Here is a 17,886-nt window from a genome sequence, read left to right as displayed (position 1 = left end):
CGGGCTCACGTCAGGGACGGTAGGAGTTGGAGCGCACTCCAAGTCAAACCCCCTGGAGGCGGCGGCAGTCGGCCGGCCGCGTCGTCACTCCGGCTTGCGCGCCTCGAAGAGGGAGCGGGTGGAGTGGGCGACGAACGGCCCCTCGGCCTGGATCTTTTCGTGCAGCTCGCGCAGCCGGTCCCGGTACTGCTCGACGGTGAACCCGGGCACCATCCAGATCACCTTGCGCAGGAAGTAGACGACCGCGCCGATGTCGCGGAACTCCATGCGCAGCCGCTCGAACCGCAGGTCGGCGATCTCCAGCCCGGCCGCCTCGGCCGCCGCCCGCTCGTCGTCGGGGTGGCGCCCCCGCCGGGCCTCGGGCTGCGGCCCGAGGAAGTATTCGACCAGCTCGAAGACGCTCTCGTGCGCCACGTGCTGCGCGAAGTACGTCCCGCCTGGGCGTAGTACGCGGGCGATCTCCGCCCACCAGATCGTTGCCGGATGCCGGCTCGTCACCAGGTCGAACGCGTCGTCGGCGAAGGGCAGCGGCGGCTCGTCCGGGTCGGCGACGACCACCGCGCCGAGCGGATGCAGCAGCCGGGTGGCCTTGGTGACGTTCGGCGGCCAGGACTCGGTGGCCACCATCACGGGAGGCAGCTTCGGCGCCCCGGCGAGCACCTCGCCCCCGCCGGTCTGGATGTCCAGCGCGGCCGACGCGCCGGCCAGCCGCTCCCCCATCAGCCGCTGGTACCCCCACGAGGGCCGCGCCTCGGTCGCCCGCCCGTCCAGCCAGGAGAAGTCCCAGCCCGCCACGGACACGCTCGCCGCCTCGGCCACCAGATCGTCAAAACCGCGCTTCATCCCTGCATCCTCGCTCCGCTCCCGATCTGCGGCAAACGATTTCCGCCCGCGTGGCCGTGAGGGGCTCAGACGTCCGCAGCCGGGCCGTCGGGGCCGTACTGGGCTCAGCCGTCCGCACCTGTGCCGTCAAGGGCGGCCGGATCGAAGCCGGCCTCGGTCAGGACGTCGGCGGCGACTCCGCGGCCGACCCGGGCGAGTCCGATCAGCAGGTCGTCGCAGTCGATGCGGTCGGAGCCGTTCTCCTCGGACCGTGTCTCGGCGATGGCGATGGCCTTGCGGGAGTAGGGCGTCCAGGCGATGCGCTCGGCCGCCTGGGAGGCGCCCATGCTCAGCCGGGTTCCGACGGATCGGTGGACCGTCTCCGGTGAGACGCCGGCGGTCCGCAGGAGCCGGGTGGCGCTGTTGTCCTCTGCCGTGAGTCCCCGGAGCAGGTGCTCGGTGCCGATGTAGTTGTTGCGGTGCTGCACTGCCGCCTGCTTGACATGGGCCATCGCCCGGCGGAGGTCGTCGGTCATCGCCTCGGGGCCGTAGCGCTTGTGCGGGGCGTGGAAGCGCTGCTGGACCGCCTGCCGGGTCACGCCCAGGGCGGTGCCGATGTCGGTCCACGAGGAGCCGTGCATCCGGCAGTGCTCGACGTAGTCCTCGACCAGGTCGTCCGCCAGCGCCTGCAGCTGGCCTGCGAGTTGGGCGGCGACGGTCAGCAGAGCGAGCCAGTCGGGCTGTTCTTGTCCGCCGGGGCGGTGGGCGGTGTCGCATCTCCGGTCGACTTCCGCGATGAGGTCGTCCAGGTCCGGAAGAGTCATGAGGCAAGTACGCGTTGACAATTTGAAATTGTCAAGGTGCGCTTGCCTCGCCCCGGGCGAGAGGGCAGGACGTCGATCAGCGCCCCGCCTGTGACTTCCAGCGTTAGATGTCACCGGCGAAGGCTTTTGATCTGACGTGTTCTCTCGCGCTTCCAGCGCTTCCTGTCACCAGATTCATGCGGCAGTTGTCACTTCCGGCTGTTTCTCGGCCGAGTTGTCACTAGATCCGGAGATTGCCCCTCTTGCCGCTCTCGACGGTGGTCGTGTGGTGCCGTGGACGGAGTGCGTTCCCTAGTACAGCCAGCGTCCCCGGCTGAGGCTCGGGTCGGTGGTCTGTGGTCGCACAGCTGCTGGTGGGAAGACTTGCTTGTCCCGGTGTCCGTAGCGCCGGGCAGGGACGGCCTCGGCCTCGGGCCGGGGTGGACGCGCCGTTGGACGGTGACCTGGCGGACAGCGAGCGACGAGGTGTCCTGCACTGTGCGGGACTTGGCCCACACACCTCTCGCGGAGGGAGCTCCGATGCGCTGGTTCTCCTGGCGTCGGGCCCAACGCCACCGTCCCAGCCTTCAGTTCCTCGTCAGCACCGGTCGTCATCACGGGGCCGAGAGCTTGGAGGAGGCCCGGCTGCTCCTAGTCCTCGACTTCGCGGCTGGCCTCGTCGACGTGCTGTCGCAGCCCCTGCGGCTGCGGTTCGACACCGCGACCGGCCGCAGGGGACACATCCCGGACTTCCTGGCGGTGACCCGGACCGGCGTCTGGCTGATCGACGTACGGCCACGGGCGTTGATCGCGCCGGAGGACCTGGAGGCGTTCGCCGCGGCTGCCGAGGCCGCGCTGGCCTGCGGCTGGCATTACATCGTCGCTGCGGGCTGGAGGGACCATGTCGCCGCCGCGGTCGATGCCTTCTCCTCTCAGCGTCGGTCCATGTCCGACCCGCTCGGGCTGCGGCCGGCGCTCAGGGACGCGGCCTGCGAGGGTGGCACGTTCGGGGAGCTTGTGGACGCCACCCCGTTTCCGCCGCTGGCCCGTGCGCAGCTTCTGCACCTGCTCTGGAACCGGCGCCTGGGAGCCGATCTGAGCCGACCGTTCGGTGACCGGTCCTTGGTGATCAACCCCGCCGGGGAGGCGTGATGAGGTCGGCGGCAGTCCTGGACCTCTCGCCGGGGGCGGCTCTGGTGCTGGACGGCGGGGAATGGACGGTCGAGCGCCGGGAGCCCGAACTCGGTCGGGTCCACCTGGTCCGCGGCGATGGTGCCCGGCAGCCGGTGAGCTTCCGGTTCCTGGCCAATCACCCCAACTGCCGCCCCTCATCCAGGACTGCGGCTCAGGGCTCCAGCCGGGGCCGTCAGCCGAAGACCGTGCAGGACCTGGAGCCGGGAAGGCGGGAACTCGCCGCATTCCGCCTGGCTCACCTTCTGGAGGTGGAGACCGGCTTTCGCAGCGGCGACCCGCTGCGTCCGGGGCCGGGTGAGCCGAAGCCGGAGTACGATCCGGCCACCACGACGCTGACCGCCCGCCGCCTGGCGAAGGTCGCCGAACTGGGAGCCATGGACCGCCAGCAGGCGAAACTGCTGGGCCTGGACCGGGTCGGCTACCGGACCCTGATCCGCTGGGACCGCCGCCGACGGGAAGCGGGCCTTATTGGCTGCGCGGACGAGCGGTGGCTGCGTGAGAGCGGCGGCCATCCGAGCATTACTGAGGAGGTCCGAGAGGCAATCTTCGCGGTCCGCGCGGAGACCCTGCACCGGTCGAAGGTGACCATGCGGACCCGGGCGCGCATGATCCACCAGTATGTACGCGAGACCTTCCCTGACAGGGACGTCGCCGTCCCCAGCTACCAGACTCTCTGGGTGGTCTGGCGCGAGTGGTTCGGGCCGGGTCGGTCCCGCCAGCGCTACGCGCGCTCAGCCGAACTGCCGTCGAAGAACGGGCACGTGCTCGTTCATCGGCCCGGCCAGGTGGTGGCGCTGGACACCACGGTGCTGCCCGTGATGGTCCGCGAGAGCGTGTTCGGCGATCCGGTGAAATGCCACCTCACGCTCGCAATGGACGTGCACACGCATTCTCTTTGCGCCTTCCGGCTCACGCTGGTCTCCGACCAGTCGGTGGATGTCGCGATGCTGCTGAGGGACGTGATGCTGCCGCTGCCCATGCGGGCGGACTGGGGCGAGGAACTGGAGTGGCCCTATCCGGGCCTGCCCGCCGCGGTGGTCGCGGAGTTCGCCGGGCACAAGGTCGCGGGGCTGCCGTTCTTCGCCCCGGAGACCGTGACCACGGACCACGGGTCCGTTTACCGCAATCACCACTTGGTTGACGTCCAGCGGGTGCTCGGCTGCAACATCCTCCCGAGCCGAGTCTTGAGGCCTACGGACAAGTCCGCCTGCGAGCGGGCCTTTGGCGCGATCAGGTCGCTGCTGTTCGAGCAACTGCCCGGCTACACCGGCATCGACCCCGCCGACCGCGGAGCGGACCCGGAAGGCGACGCGGTGCTGACTGTCGACGAGATGGAGCACGTGATTGCCACCTGGATTGTTGCCGTCTGGCAACGGCGAAGGCTCGGCGAGTACGCGCCCAGCTGGGACCCCGGCGGCGATCACAGCCCCAACTCGCTGTTTGCCGCTTCGTTCGCCCAGGCCGGCTTCGCGATGGAGATCCCCTCGGCGGAGCTGTTCTACGAGCTGCTGCCCGTCCACTACGTGCAGAAGATCGATGCCCGGCGCGGGGTGAAGATCCGCGGACTCTGGTACGACGACCCGGCCCTGGACCCCTACCGGGGCCAGCGCTCGGCCCGCGGCGGAAAGCACAAGGGCCAGTGGATCATCCGGCGGGACCCCCGGGACCGCCGCAATGTGTTCTTCCAGGACCCACTCACCCACGGCTGGCATCCACTTGCCTGGACCGGGCTGCCGCCTGAAGGGCAGGCCCCCGCCTTCGGTGACGCACGCGTACGCGAACTGCTCAAGAAGGCTCAAGCCTGCGGGCTCAGGCCCCAAACGGATGACGAACTTCTGCCGGTTCTCATGGAGTTGCTCGGCTCCCGCGTCCCGGTGAGTCAGTGGCCGACCCGGCTGCCGAAGTCTGCGCGAACCGAGCATTCGCGTGAGGTCGTTCAGGCCGCCGCCTCGCAGGCTGACCGGCTGCAGAGCGAGCCCGCCGCGGACGCTGCCGCCGAGGATGCGGTAGTCACGCCCCTGCGCTGGCAGGAGAGGACGCGTCAGGCCGCGGAGAGCATTGACAGCCACCGGCGGCACCGCCGTGAGCAGGCCGTTCATGGCAGGCCGAAGGCACCGCCTCCGCTGGGTGAGGCATACCGGCAGCGTGATCTGTTCCTCCTGCCCGAGGAGGACGAGGAAGAGGATGGACATGGCGGACCCAACGCGGAGTGAAAGCGGCATTGTCCCCTTCCTTCGGGCTGGCCCGCCGCCGGACCGCACCAGGGTCGAGGGCTGGCGGCAGTGGCAGGAACGTCGGAGCACCTTCATCCCGGCGCCGCGGCTCTCCGCGGAGGAGTACGCGGCGATGAGCCCGAGACGCCGTGCTCTGCATGACCTGCACCGGACCGCGACGCACGTGAACATGGGGCTGCTGGAGACCCCGATGAGCGCGAAGGTCACCAAGCTGATGCGGGGGCGGATGCGGAACAACGCGCTCAACTTCGAGCCGGGGACTCGCGACGGGCTGATGGTCAGCGGCGGCGGTTACCTGGGCAAGACGGAAACGGCCTGCGATGCCGCGGCCACGTTCGAGATGCTGTGGCGGGATCTTCACCGGCAGCTGCTGCCCGGTCCGGTCCCGGGCACCCGGGACCTGTTCGTCCCCGTCGCCTACTGCCGCACTCCGGTGCGGGCGACACCGAAGGGGTTGTGCGCGGCCGTTCTGGACTTCTACGGGGCGCCGCTGCCGAAGACGCTGAACGGCATGATCCGGGCAGTGCGGGACTCGTTGCGGGACCATCGCACAACGGCCTTGCTGCTGGATGACATCACCAGGCTCAGGCTCCACCGTGAGGACGACCAGGACACTCTCGATCTCGTCCGGGAGCTGATGGACCTCAACGTCACCCTGGTGCTGATCGGTGTCGACATCCCCCGTTCGGGGCTGCTGAGGAGCGGCTATCCCGATCCTCGCACGGGGCAGTGGGTCTTCCCGCCGGCTAAGCCGGGGAAGAGTTACAACCCGTCGGCTGCCACGCAGACTGAGCGGCGTTTCGACCTGGTCGATCTTGATCCGTTCGACTACGACACCGCTGCGGGCATGACCGCGTTCATCCAGCACCTGGCTGGCATCGAAGACAGGTTGAGGCTGTTCCGGGGCCGGCCCGGGATGCTCACCGAAGGCGGGATGCCGGAGTACCTGTTCCGCCGCACCCGCGGCATCGTCGGACTCCTCAAACGGCTGATCGAGGACGGATGCACCGAGGCGATCGAGTCCGGGGCCGAGGAGCTGACCCCGGAACTGCTGTCAGCGATCCCGATCAACCTGGGCAATCTCACCGACCGTGACCCAACAGCCGGGGAGATTCCCGAAGTTCCCACAGATGTTCCCGTCCCTGCCCGGAAGCCCCGCAGGAAGGGACGTAACACCGTTTACGACGACCGCGGTGGAAGCGCGGCCGGTGGCTGAGCCGCCCAGCCTGTCCTCCTTGCGGTCGCTGCCCAGGAGCCTGGACCCGCTGGAGGACGAGTCACTGCCCGGCTATGTGCTGCGGCTTTCGCACCGGCTGGGCGTCGGACCGGGACCGCTGATCCTCCGCATGGGGATCCCCAGCAGCCGGAAGGACAGGACGACCCTCATCCGCATCCCGATCTCCTGCGCGATCAGTCTCGGCGAAGCCGACCTTGACGCTTTCTGCCACGCCACCCGTCTCTCCCGCCAGGAGACAGCTGGCCTGCTGCTGGCCTTGCTCGGAACTCGCTACGGCCCCTTGAGCTCCGATTTTCGCGGCCGGAGCAGTTCCGGCACCAGTCGCCTGCAATACAACAACCCCTGGCTCCTGACCACGCGGACCCAGTACTGCCCCGACTGTCTCGTCGGAGACGGTTCGGAGATCCAGCAGCGTCACGGCGGCGCCTGGCGCAGGCTCTGGAGGCTTCCGCCGGTCTTTTCCTGCCCGCACCACGAACGCTTCCTCCGCCGCTACTGCCACCTCTGCGGCGAACTGGCCCAGAATCGCCACAGCAACGACCTGATTGCCCGGCCGCGAGACAGCGACCTGCATCCTGTCCGATGCAGAGCGACCCCGAAGCCGGGGAATCCCCGGGCAGTGAGACCAGCCTGCGGAGCCGACCTCACCCAAGCTCCCAGGAGTGAGGAGCCGATGCCCCGGGACCACCAATCACGTGACGTCCTCTTCACACTGCAGAAGAAGTACCTGTCGTTCCTGTCCGCGCACGGCCCCGAGCAGGTCAGCAGCATCGGCTGGCTGACCCCCACGGCACAGTACTTTCAAGACCTCCGCGGCGTCGTCGCCCTGATCTTCATGACTTGGCCCGAAGCCCGGCCCCACGCGGCCACCCCTGAACTGGCGCGAATCATCGATACCGAGGCCGAACGGCGCCACGAGCTGTTCCATCGTCGCGGTGCCCAGCCACGGAAGAACCTGCGGTCAACCGCATACACCGACCCGCCGGACGATCCCATCGCCACCGGCGCCGTCCTTGAAATCGCAGACCGCTTCCTCTGCACACCAGACGAAGAAGCCGCAGCACACTTCCTCGTCCCTCTCGCGGACGAAGCCAAGCGCATCCACCAGCCGCTCAGTTACACCCTCCGCAGCCCTCGCGGCGCCTCGATTCCCCTCCGAGTCGTCCTCGCCTACAGCCCCCGGGGAAAGTCGAGAACGCGGAGCGACGTTATCCAAGGCGTCTCTGCGGGAACCGCCACCCGAGCTACCGGACGCGACTCTTCTGGGTAGCCAGCGCTGCGGGGCTGAGCTGGGCCCTAGCTCATTAAGTTCGTCGTGTTTTGACACCGTAAGGGGGTTCTCTGTGGCCACCAGTGCCTGTTTGCGTGTGACGGAAAAGCCTCAACGCTTAACGGATTCTGCGATCTGCAGGGCACAGGCTGTGCTGGCGTGAGCGCGCTCACCGGCCCCGGGGCCGGCACATGGGCTCCCTCCGTATGCGAGGAGTCCAGAGTATTCACACCCTGTCCTTCGGAGCCCAGTATGCCGAGGCTAGATAAGCCTGATCATCCGAGCCACAGAAGGTACTTTCGCCTTCTGCTCAGAATCTGGTCGCCATCGCAAGTGAAATGCTGGGTTAGAGCAGTTTTTGAGAGTGCGCAGCGACCGGAAGTATTGTGCCGTCAGGGAGGACACCACGTCGGCGAATAGAGTCCGCGGAAACCCAAGCAATGTCGGCGTGCGGTGTCTCCATTAGACGACGCAAGTGGACTTCTTGATCTGCAGTAGGAAGCAGTTCGTAGATATCTGCAATCAATATTTCCCATGATTGCGCATGTTCGCTAAGTCTAATCTTCGCTACGTCACGCCTCACATAGTCCTGAAAAGTAAATGGGAAAACCTCGGCTGGCAAGATCCCTGGACCGATTAGTTCCTCGTGGAACTCTCTCCAAGGTGAGTCTTCGCGACCCGCTCGGGAATCAAACCACGAATAAAATCTGGGAATCTTTGAGCCTTTAAATCGCACCCGCAAGTCGTCGCTGCTGGCGGTGTCTATAGGGATCAAAGAGTCATCCTGTGCGCCAATGGACACCAAAAAATGCTTGCCGTACTCTGAAACCTTATAGACACCTCCGACTGGTTGTAGCTGAGAGAAACGTCGGCCTTTGATCAGCAGATATTTACCATCGATCTTGATTCTGAATAGGTAGGCTGCCGAGATTCTCACATCTTGATTTCCGTACCGTACCGAGTACCAGAGATGGCGCAAATTCAGGCGGTTTGCCACTATGCTGTCCAGAAGCGGAATTACCAAGCTGATTACCGCTCCGCTAGCGATGCTTCCTACCGCTTTCCCGTTGTATGAAAAAGTCGCGGCAAGGGAAGCCATGAAGAGCACGGCGTAAACGAGAAGTCTGCTCATTGGCGTCAGAAGTCCAATCTATAACTTAGGGAGTGGAATCGTTGACGGGTGCTGCAGGCGCGATAGGTATCGAGCAGTCCATTTCAGCATGGTTGGATGACTGCTAAGCCGTTTCAGGAGCCCTCTAGGCATGTAGTCGGCCTCATACATGGCCACAAGAAGGGCTCTTCTTACGTCAATATCGTACTCGCCCTCGTACTCCATTTTCAGAAGCTGTCCGTCGTTGGAGGCGCCCAGAAGGCCTATATATCGTGCGGCGAACTCGCGCGGGTAGCTAGTTCGGTTTCTATCTCTAACTATTCTCCACGCCCACGAAAGCAACACTGGAGAGCGGATTCCGCAACGCATCGAGGTCTCAAATATGTTGCGCTCTAGCAATGGGTAGTCAACGGTCGGAACGCTCTCCAGTAGGCCTTCTAGGAGTTGCTTAAGTTCATCTTCTTTGCCTTTCACGCTTTCCATGTAGCGGAGGATGCGCGGCGAAATGTGATGCCATTCCTTCAGGTTGCCCACGGCCCAGGTGAAAGCGAAATCATCACTTCTTTTTCCTAGGTAGGGGAGTGATAGCTTGATGTTACGCTCATTTGCCGGGCTTTCGGCAATAGCATCTCTGAAAAATAGACGCAACTGCTTTATCGCATCTGGCTTGCGTAGGGTAAGGTCGTACAGAATTCCGTCGCTGCGACTGTCGTCGAGATGTGATTCAGCCTCGCTCCGCGCATAGATTCGCGTCTTGGTGGCTGACATGTTCAGTCTGCGCGCTCTTAGCGCTCGATTTACGTGCTGCAGTATCGAGCGTAGGCGCTCCTCATTGACATCAAAGAGGTAGATATCGTCAGAGTACCGAAGGAAATCTATGTTGAACTGCTGAATAAAGTTGTCAATCGGGAGTAGATAAGCATTCGCAAGTATCCCCGATGCGGCGGATCCCTGAGGGAGTCCCCAAGTGTGACATTGGCTCTCAAATCCTTCCAAGAAGCTGTGTATTTTCGTTGCAACGGAGCTGGGGACCCCGGCTGATGTCAGATCCATGAGCAGCGCCCCGATATCTATGTGTTCATAGAAAGACGCTATGTCGGTCTGTGCCATTACGAGCTCTTTGTTGTGAGAAAGAACTCGCCGAGCCTCAGTTCGCATAGCTTTCCAGTCCCAGGAGGAATGGACCGCTAATTTTTTGGAACGATGGTTATAGACTGCTTTTGAGAGCAGGGGATCGATAAACTCGGAAGCTTCAAATGCCAGGGCCTCGTAAATGAGTCGATCCTGGACTGAAAGTCGGGCCAATGGTCGAGTTGCCAAGTAATTCTTCGGATGCTCAACTAGGCTTATGGAAGCTGGCGTGTAGTCGTGTTGATCGAGGAAATCGAGAATTTCGGAACGATATTCGCTCCAAAAGGGCTGCAGGTCTCGAAAGTTAATTACGTCGGGAAGATCAAGGCGCCCTTGGCCACTCCATAGCCTGCCAGCGGCTCGGTTCACGAAGCGACTGCGGGTCTCGTTTCCTCTCACAGTCATCAGCCTACGTGCGCTCGCGGGATGAGCGCAGTTGCTTGCTTTGGCCGACCTCGCTGGCAGTGCTTCGGCAGTTAGGCCAGGGCGAGTTGGGCGGTAGCGATGTGGTCGGCTGTCGTGTTGAAGCCCGGGTTTCGGGCATGAGGAGGGCGGCGAGGGGCTCATCGGGTACAGCTCGGTCCATGGTTGAGGAAGGCCATCGGCGAGTGATGCGCGCGGGTGTTATCCCAGGTCGCGGCCGCTTCCTCCTTGTCGGAGTGAGCTGTGATGGAGACGCCGTTGAGATCGACTACGACGTGGCCTTCGGCGTCGGGGGCGTTTTTGCCGGCCAACGACCAGGCGCGAGCACAGACTTCGGCCCGAGGCGATCGGATGGCCTGCAGGGCCTCGCACGATTCGAGACTCCCACGTCGGCGCCAAGCCCATCAGCGACATCAACGAGGCCACGCAGGACGGCAAGGGGTGTCCCCGGGCCCCAGCCGCAGCGCAGAACCGCCGCAGTCGGGAAGAGCGGCGCTGCGGGCGTCTGGCCAGGGTGATCTTCCAGAGTTCGCTAGTCGTTGGGCAAGTAGCTAGCCGGAACTGGCCGAGTTGCCCATCCCGATTCTTAGCTCAGCTGATGACGACGTCGTGGTGATCGGTGGCTAGGACCCGACCGTTCTTGACGATGTAGACCTCCACATAATGTTGGCCTTTCCAAGAAGTCGACTCCTTGCGGGTTCTGCTTCGGTCCTCATCGAAAATGATCTCGCCTCGGAGTTGATCAAGCGCGGCGGCTTCGGGGCCGCGGTTCCTGATCTTCCAATAGAGGTCGTACGGTTCCGGTACGTCGGTTGTGATGGTGAAGCGCAGACTCTGAAGGACGCTCACTCGTCGGAGGCGACGCAGGGGACCGTGACGAAATCCGCTCTTCGGGAGCACCTGGGCATTGATCCGTACCTTGTATCCTCCTCGCCAGCTGAAACCAAACTCTTCGATGTACTGCTCATGTGGGGCACGGGTCTCGCGAGTTGGTTGAATGCTCGCAGATGCTGTCAGGGACTTCTGTGCCGAGCTGGGTTGTTGGAACGAGTTACCGAAGACACGCTGCCATGCTGCAAGACTCAGCGCTTTATCTTCTTCGTCATAGGCCTCGGTCACCCATGAGCTATACAGGTTGATCTTCTTACGGAAGTTCTCGTATTGTTCCTGGTTCCAGCGATGATTGAACGTCGTCTCGGGGCAACTCGGGTCGGTGAGGGGCGGCATAAGCGGGTACAGGTCTAGCCAAGCGCTCAGGTCGGCCAGAATCGTCTTGAGAGCTGTGGGAGTGTCGCTGTAGCGCGTAGCTTCGTGCCAGGCTTGGATGCGTTCGCCGAGCAGAGTCGTGAGAATGACAGACGGTACACTGAAGGTCTGCTTGAAATCTCGGATGTACTTCAGCAGTCTGATGACGCGACGCAGCTGTCCGTTGGCCAGACTGTCCTTCTCTTTCATCCAGTCGGTGAATCCTTGAGGGTTGGTATCCTCGAATTCATTCTCGGCATAATTGACGATGACTTCGCGGCCGTCCGACAGAGTGATGTAGGGCACCACGTCGACGTGGCAATCGCCCGCGTAGACGATGCGGCAGCACCGGTTCTTCTTGGTGACCTTCGACTTGTAGGTGGTGGACCGCTTGAACGCAGCCCGGACCTCCCGCAAGTAGTCTTTGGGCTTCCAGTCCTCCACCTCATCCATGTGAAGGAGAAAGTCTGCGTCAAACTCGTGATTGTTGAATGGCTTGATGATGGTGCGGTGAGCCCAAGACCCCTGCGGGATGTGCGTCTTGTAGAGGTCGCCGATCTGGCTGTCGGACTTCAGGGTCGATGTAATCGCGTTCACACGGTCGTTGAGTTGGTCGAGACGTGTCTGGTTGAGGTTCACAGTGTCTGCAAGGAATGCACTGAAGTAGGCCAGCAGTTTCATGAGATCTCCAGCGCGACTGTGTAGCGTCCGTCAGTCCGGTCGTAGATGGCCATCTTCGGGTGCACATGAGCGTCATGGACTCGTCCCAAAGCTACGGCTGCCGAAACCGGGGCTGCGGCCAGAACGTGCAGGGTCTGCATGTGCTTGTGCTGGGCTTCCAAGGAGGAGAGCATCGAGCGCAGCGAGTTTGTGAATTCGCTCAGCGTTTCGAGGGAGTCGATTACATCGACTGAGGGCATCTTGCCAGCAGGGTTGATTACCCAGCGCGGTAGTTCCTTTAGATGCTCGGGAAGTTCGTCTGCCTGGATGGACCCGGAGACGTTGAGGACCAGGACCCCCTCCTTGGCGCCCTGTAGGAGGTTCTGCGGTGGAGTGGTGGTGAAGCTGATGCCAGGCGCCGGGTTGTCGGGCCAGTTCCATGCCTCTGTGCTGCGGTGACGTTGATAGATGGTCACGGCAAAGGTGTCGTCGAGGCGAGAGCCGAAATAGACGAGCAATGGCAGACGCGCGAAGCCGAAGGCGCTGACGTGGTGTACGGCGTCCTCGCGCAGTGCCTCAGCGAGCCGATGCTCAAGGATTCGATCGATCTGCCGCTTGCATTGCTCCCAGTAGGCTGGCTCGCCCTCCTCCTCTCCGATCACGTTACGGAGGTCGATTTCGAAGCCGTCACCGTGCAGGCTCAATGGAAAGTCCGGGAACCGCTCCTCTGAGCGGATCACCGCTTCGGCGGCCGTCGGCTTGGTCAGCTCAACCTCGTAGCCACGTACCGGTCCGATCAACCGGATCACCGCGGTTCCATTCTGAGGACTGAGACCAGTCATGCGCCGGATCCAAGCCTCGCGCTCGCGCTTGATCGCCCGCAAGCGCTCCACCGTCATGAGGTCGAGTGACCCCCTGCGGTCGATCTCGTTGTGCTCACCTCGACACAGAAGCATCAGGTTGTCAGCGAGGTCCCGCTTGTCTTCTGGGAGCGGGGCCATGCCTCGCGGAGAGCCAGGTGCTACGTCTCGGCCCACGATGTGGGCTAGTTCCCCGAGGGTGAAGTCCTTGTACGTGAGCTTGCCTTCGAGCAGGTAGTTGCCGCAGAACTCACAGCGCCCCCCGGCGCGGACCCAAGCTTTCAAACGTTCTGTGTCGGAGATGGCCATACGCCCTCTTCTCGCGCATCTTCCCATCGAAGATGGAAGTGCTTACAGAGAAGCACGCGCCACTGACAGTCGGGGGCCGTCAGTGTGATCACTCATCGAGGGACGGCTGTACGCCACCCGGGCCGAGCTGTCGAGCGGGCCGGGTACGAGTCAGCGGCAACCCCGACGAGGAGCTCTCCCCGGCGGACCAGGCCAGGCTGCTCGGGATCGACATCAGCGCGATCGCCACTACCGCGAAACCCACCGCGACTGGCCCGCCCACGTGTGAACTGAGGAGCTGGAGAGCGGCTGGGCGCGCGAGTACCTCACCCGGTGCCAACTGTGGGAGTACGCCGACTCCGGCCCGCGGGCCGGAGTGGCCAGCCGCCCGCCGGCGCCGGACCCTCGGGGCGCCCAGGCCGGCTCGCCGGGTCACTCGAACAACCAGTGACTGATCACCCGGAGCACCTCGGCGAGGATCGTGAGGAAGCGGATGTACTCGAAGGCCGGCCGCATCTTCTCCAGCCCACGCCGGGTGCTCTGGGTGACCGTCCCCTTGGCAACGCCGTAGTCGTCCGCCACGCTCTGGGCGGTCTCACCGAGTGCCTTGTGCTCGTACAGGTACCGACGTTCCTTCTCGGGGAGCTTGGCCAGTTCCTCCTCCAGAAGGATCCGGTCGACCAGCGCGTCGATCGGATCCTCCGTGGCCTCCTCGATCTCCGCCAAGTCGGCGGGAGTCTCCTTCCGCTCCAGGGGGTAACGCCTCCAGGCCGTCCTCTTGGCCACCTGGTACATGGCACGCTCGGGCTTCTTCAGCTTCTCGCGCTTCTCCCACAGGACGGCCATGGTCTCCGCCGCGACCTCGTCCACGGCCCTCTCGCGTTGCTCGAACGGCAGGTGACGCAGCGTTCCGCCGATGTACCTATGCAGGCGTCGGCTGTACAGGAGGTGGAACCGGTCGAACGGGCCCTGGTAGACCCAGCAGGGCTGGCACCACCGTGCTCGATCGGCGTACAGGCCGGTGGGCGAGTCTGCGCGGGCGTCATCGGCCGGACCGGTCGGGAACACGACGGCCTGGCGGCTCGGTTCGTCGGAGCAGCCCAGGCAGTCCGGCATGTGATCCTCGTTCACGCGCTTCCCCTCGGAGCAGGGGCCGACCTCGGTCGTACGGCCCATCACCATGCTCGTGCGCGACGAGCGGTCTTTGGGCGACAACGAGATCTGTCGGCTTCTGCTCAAGCGGACGGCCAGTCCCGAAGATGGCGGCCGTACGCGGGGACTGGTGACAAGAATCCCTGGAAGGTGACACCTATCGCGTGAAGTCACACCGCCCCGCCCCACATGACACGGAACACTTTTGCTAGCGGCTGCTTGCAAAAGTTAGCGAACGGAGGCACGATCGGGGACATGGCATCACTCAACGTCGGCAATCTCGGGGAGTTCCTGCGGGAGCAGCGGCGCAACGCGCAGCTGAGCCTCCGGCAGCTCGCCGATGCCGCCGGGGTGTCCAACCCGTACCTCAGCCAGATCGAACGCGGTCTGCGCAAGCCGAGCGCGGAGATCCTGCAGCAGCTGGCGAAGGCCCTGCGGATCTCGGCCGAGACGCTGTACGTCCAGGCGGGGATCCTCGACGAACGACGGGACCCGGACGGCCTGGAGGTGCACAGCGCGATCCTGACCGATCCGGCCCTGAACGAGAAGCAGAAGCAGGTGCTGCTGCAGATCTACGAGTCGTTCCGCAAGGAGAACGGCTACAGCTCGGACCTCGCACGCGCCGAGGGGCTGGACCTCGACCGGCCCGCGCCGGAAGGCGAAAACGGCGACGACGAGCGGCACGGCGGTACGGGCAAGGGCAAAGAGGGCACCCGTGGGGCCGACGGCGAACCGCACGCCACCTGAGCAATCCGATTCCAGGAGGAAGAACGGCATGGCCATCACCGACGACATCGTCAAGAAGGTGACCGACCCCACCCCCCTGTACGCCCTGGCCGGCACCGCGGATCTCGCGAGCGAGAAGCTCAAGGAGGTGCCGGGGCTGGTGGAGCGGCTCCGCGCCGAGGCGCCCAAGCGCTTCGAAGAGGTGCGCTCCACCGAGGCCAAGGCCGTGCAGGACCGCGTGTCCAAGCAGGCCAAGGAGGCCCAGGACAAGTTCTACGAGCTGCTCGGCTCCCTGGACACCGACCTGAAGAAGATCCGCGAGCAGGCCCAGGACCTCGCGCTGCAGGGCGTCGGCCGGGCGGCGGAGTACGCCGTCAAGGCCCGCGAGACCTACGACGAGCTGGCCGAGCGCGGGCAGCGCGCCGTGCAGACCTGGCGCGGTGAGGTCGCCGAGGAGGTCGAGGAGCTCGCGGTCGCGATCGAGCCGGAGCCCAAGGCGGAGCCGAAGTCCACCGAGGCCAAGGCCACGGAGACCAAGCCCGCCGCGGGCAGGAGCGAGCCGGCGAAGGCCGGGGAGAGCAAGCCGGCCGCCGCCAAGACCGGTACGGAGGCCAAGCCGGCGCCGGCGAAGAAGACGACGCCGACGGCGCCCGCCGCCCGGAAGACCACGACGGCGAAGAAGACCACGCCGCCGTCGAAGTGAGCGACGGACCAACGGAGCGGGCCGGGCACGCTGGACGTGCCCGGCCCGTTCTACCGGTACGGTGACGAGGACAGTCCGACAGTCAACGGGTGGTGGAACGGCGTGCTGATCCAGGGTTTCAACAATCTGCTGTGGCTGCTTTCGCTGGCCATGCTGGTGTTCAGCGGGTTCGCCTTCATCGATTCCGCCATCCGCCGCGAGGACGCCTATCGCGCCGCCGACAAGAAGACGAAGCCGTTCTGGCTGATCATCCTGGGCCTGGCGACTCTGGTGAACGTGCTCTTCGGGATCATGTCGTTCCTGCCGATCATCGGGCTGATCGCGACGATCGTGTACATGGTCGACGTCCGGCCCGCGCTCAAGCGGGTGTCCGGCGGCGGCAAGGGCCCGCGCCGCGGCGGCTCCAGCTCCGACGGCCCGTACGGCCCGTGGAACGGCGGCCGCTGAGCCTTGACGGGCCCCGGCCGGTCAGGCGCTGAGCCCCTGGCGGCCCCGGCCGGTCGGGCCCCGGGCGGTCAGCTCCACGCCTCCCCACGGTCCAGCAGCAGCACCGCGAGGTCGTCGGTCAGCTCGCCGCCGTTGAGGTCGCGCACCTCCGTGACGGCGGCGTCGAGCAGCGCCTCCCCGCGCAGCCCCGCGGCCATCTTGGCGGCGACCAGGTCGACCATGCCGTCCTGGCCGAGGCGCTGGTTGCCGTCCCCGACCCGGCCTTCGATCAGGCCGTCGGTGTACATCAGCAGGCTCCAGGCGCCGCCCAGCGTCACCTGATGGCGCGGCCAGCGGGCGCGCGGCAGCAGGCCGAGCGCGGGGCCGCCGCTCTCGAACGGCAGCAGGCGCGGCGCACGGCCGGCCCTGGCCAGCAGCGGTGCCGGGTGGCCCGCCATGCAGACCCCGGCGTTCCGCCCGTCCGGCGCGATGTCCACGGTGCACAGCGTCGCGAAGATCTCGTCGTTGTCCCGCTCGTTCTCCAGCACCCGCTGGAGGGTGGAGAGCAGTTCGTCGCCGCACAGGCCCGCGAAGGTCAGCGCGCGCCAGGCGATGCGGAGTTCGACGCCGAGGGCCGCTTCGTCGGGGCCGTGCCCGCAGACGTCGCCGATCATGGCGTGAACTGTTCCGTCCGGCGTGCGGACCGTGTCGTAGAAGTCGCCGCCGAGCAGGGCACGGCTGCGCCCGGGCCGGTACCGGGCCGCGAAGCGCAGGTCGGAGCCGTCCAGCAGCGGCGTGGGCAGCAGTCCGCGCTCCAGCCGGGCGTTCTCCTGGGCGCGCAGCCGGGACTCGGTGAGCTGGCGCTGCGCGAGGTCGGCGCGCTTGCGTTCCACTGCGTAGCGCACGACCCGGCTGAGCACCGTGCCGTCGAGCTGGTCGCGGGGGAGGTAGTCCTGGGCCCCGACGCGTACCGCCTCGGCGCCGCGCTCCGCGTCCGCCTCCGCCGTCAGCGCGAGGACGGCGTGGCGCGGGGCGAGCCGCAGGACCGCGCGCAGCGGCTCCAGCTCGTCCTGCGTCCCGGTCTCCTCGGTCTCGGCGCGGCTCTCCCGGTCGTCGGCGTCCCGCGCTTCCTGGCGCGGCATGGCCGCAAGGTCGAGCAGGACGCAGTGCACGTCGTCGGTGAGCAGCCGCTGGGCCTCGGTGAGGTTGCGGGCGGTGCGGACCCGGACCTTGTGGCCCCGGCCGTCGGACATCTCGGGGACGGAGCTGGTCGGGTCGTCGCCGATCACCAGCAGGGTCAGCCCGTGGCTGCCGCTCCCGGTGACGGCGGGGCGCAGGGAATCCGCGGGGCCGGGGGCCGGGCCGGTGTGCTCGGTGTCCGCCGGGCCGGTGCCGTCGTGCGGGCGCGCGGGGTCCCCCTGCGCCGGGCGCGCGGTCTCGGGCGCGCCGTTCAGCGGGCCTGCCGCCTGGGGCAGCACGGCCGTGCGCTCACGCGGACCGGGTACGGACATGTCCTCTGTTTCCTTCCCTCCCCCCGAGGGTGCGGCGGCGGTGACCGACCGGCGCACCACCGTGCCCGGTTCCGCGCCGCTCACTGGTCG

General features: G+C 65.5%; 15 protein-coding genes and 1 pseudogene. 7 read left to right on the top strand and 9 right to left on the bottom strand.

The genetic code is table 11. The features are described 5' to 3' along the window. Positions 1-84: 84 nt before the first annotated feature. Together ACZ6WH_RS22280 and ACZ6WH_RS22275 are read right to left on the bottom strand one after the other, a co-directional pair. A complete protein-coding gene (locus tag ACZ6WH_RS22280; protein ID WP_469730046.1) occupies positions 85-843 on the bottom strand; it encodes a class I SAM-dependent methyltransferase in 759 nt (252 codons plus the stop codon). Between the two features lie 104 nt (positions 844-947). Continuing rightward, on the bottom strand, positions 948-1,646 hold the full coding sequence (locus ACZ6WH_RS22275; protein ID WP_469730045.1) for a Clp protease N-terminal domain-containing protein: 699 nt from the start codon (positions 1,644-1,646) through the stop codon (positions 948-950). 375 nt (positions 1,647-2,021) lie between these two features. Between ACZ6WH_RS22275 and ACZ6WH_RS22270 the strand changes: the two genes are divergently transcribed. Genes ACZ6WH_RS22270 through ACZ6WH_RS22255 form a run of 4 tightly spaced genes read left to right on the top strand, consistent with a single transcriptional unit; the run spans position 2,022 to position 7,560 of the window. Next, positions 2,022-2,777: a TnsA-like heteromeric transposase endonuclease subunit gene (locus ACZ6WH_RS22270; RefSeq protein WP_469730044.1), complete on the top strand. Its 756-nt coding sequence runs from the start codon at positions 2,022-2,024 to the stop codon at positions 2,775-2,777. Beyond that, entirely contained in the window at positions 2,777-5,032 is a 2,256-nt protein-coding gene (locus ACZ6WH_RS22265; RefSeq protein ID WP_469730043.1) for a transposase, read from the top strand. Before ACZ6WH_RS22270 ends, ACZ6WH_RS22265 begins: the two co-directional genes overlap by 1 nt. Further along, on the top strand, positions 5,004-6,269 hold the full coding sequence (locus tag ACZ6WH_RS22260; RefSeq protein WP_469730042.1) for an AAA family ATPase: 1,266 nt from the start codon (positions 5,004-5,006) through the stop codon (positions 6,267-6,269). The genes ACZ6WH_RS22265 and ACZ6WH_RS22260 overlap by 29 nt, the downstream gene beginning before the upstream one ends. After that, positions 6,262-7,560 (top strand): TniQ family protein, encoded by a 1,299-nt coding sequence (locus ACZ6WH_RS22255; protein ID WP_469730041.1) that lies wholly within the window; start codon positions 6,262-6,264, stop codon positions 7,558-7,560. Before ACZ6WH_RS22260 ends, ACZ6WH_RS22255 begins: the two co-directional genes overlap by 8 nt. 346 nt (positions 7,561-7,906) lie before the next feature. Here the strand turns inward: ACZ6WH_RS22255 and ACZ6WH_RS22250 are convergent, their stop codons facing one another. From ACZ6WH_RS22250 to ACZ6WH_RS22225, 6 genes and pseudogenes are all read right to left on the bottom strand, one after another. Next, on the bottom strand, positions 7,907-8,692 hold the full coding sequence (locus tag ACZ6WH_RS22250) for an SMODS-associated NUDIX domain-containing protein (protein WP_469730040.1): 786 nt from the start codon (positions 8,690-8,692) through the stop codon (positions 7,907-7,909). Between the two features lie 18 nt (positions 8,693-8,710). Further along, positions 8,711-10,207: an RNA-directed DNA polymerase gene (locus tag ACZ6WH_RS22245; RefSeq protein ID WP_469730039.1), complete on the bottom strand. Its 1,497-nt coding sequence runs from the start codon at positions 10,205-10,207 to the stop codon at positions 8,711-8,713. 74 nt (positions 10,208-10,281) lie between these two features. After that, positions 10,282-10,593, bottom strand: a pseudogene (locus ACZ6WH_RS22240) (IS1380 family transposase); the annotation flags it as partial. 223 nt (positions 10,594-10,816) lie between these two features. Further along, the gene (locus tag ACZ6WH_RS22235; protein ID WP_469730038.1) at positions 10,817-12,151 is read right to left on the bottom strand and encodes an SMODS domain-containing nucleotidyltransferase; all 1,335 of its coding nucleotides are present in this window, start codon (positions 12,149-12,151) and stop codon (positions 10,817-10,819) included. Then, the gene (locus ACZ6WH_RS22230) at positions 12,148-13,299 is read right to left on the bottom strand and encodes an SAVED domain-containing protein (protein ID WP_469730037.1); all 1,152 of its coding nucleotides are present in this window, start codon (positions 13,297-13,299) and stop codon (positions 12,148-12,150) included. The genes ACZ6WH_RS22235 and ACZ6WH_RS22230 overlap by 4 nt, the downstream gene beginning before the upstream one ends. A 411-nt stretch (positions 13,300-13,710) precedes the next feature. Next, the gene (locus ACZ6WH_RS22225; protein WP_469730036.1) at positions 13,711-14,409 is read right to left on the bottom strand and encodes an RNA polymerase sigma factor; all 699 of its coding nucleotides are present in this window, start codon (positions 14,407-14,409) and stop codon (positions 13,711-13,713) included. Between the two features lie 276 nt (positions 14,410-14,685). Here ACZ6WH_RS22225 and ACZ6WH_RS22220 point away from each other — a divergent pair, with 276 nt between their 5' ends. The 3 genes from ACZ6WH_RS22220 (at position 14,686) to ACZ6WH_RS22210 (ending at position 16,306) form a co-directional block, all read left to right on the top strand. After that, positions 14,686-15,177, top strand: coding sequence for a helix-turn-helix domain-containing protein (locus tag ACZ6WH_RS22220; protein WP_469730035.1), 492 nt, complete (start codon positions 14,686-14,688; stop codon positions 15,175-15,177). A gap of 28 nt (positions 15,178-15,205) precedes the next feature. Next, entirely contained in the window at positions 15,206-15,859 is a 654-nt protein-coding gene (locus ACZ6WH_RS22215; RefSeq protein ID WP_469730034.1) for a hypothetical protein, read from the top strand. 102 nt (positions 15,860-15,961) lie between these two features. After that, a complete protein-coding gene (locus ACZ6WH_RS22210) occupies positions 15,962-16,306 on the top strand; it encodes a DUF2516 family protein (RefSeq protein ID WP_361558921.1) in 345 nt (114 codons plus the stop codon). A 68-nt stretch (positions 16,307-16,374) separates the two neighbouring features. Here ACZ6WH_RS22210 and ACZ6WH_RS22205 read toward each other — a convergent pair whose 3' ends face one another. Then, the gene (locus ACZ6WH_RS22205) at positions 16,375-17,796 is read right to left on the bottom strand and encodes a PP2C family protein-serine/threonine phosphatase (protein WP_469730033.1); all 1,422 of its coding nucleotides are present in this window, start codon (positions 17,794-17,796) and stop codon (positions 16,375-16,377) included. Positions 17,797-17,886 lie beyond the last annotated feature (90 nt).

This window comes from Streptomyces sp. NPDC050806, assembly GCF_055586425.1.
Note: the sequence above shows the minus strand (reverse complement) of the source record. Positions and strands in the feature narration are given on the sequence as shown.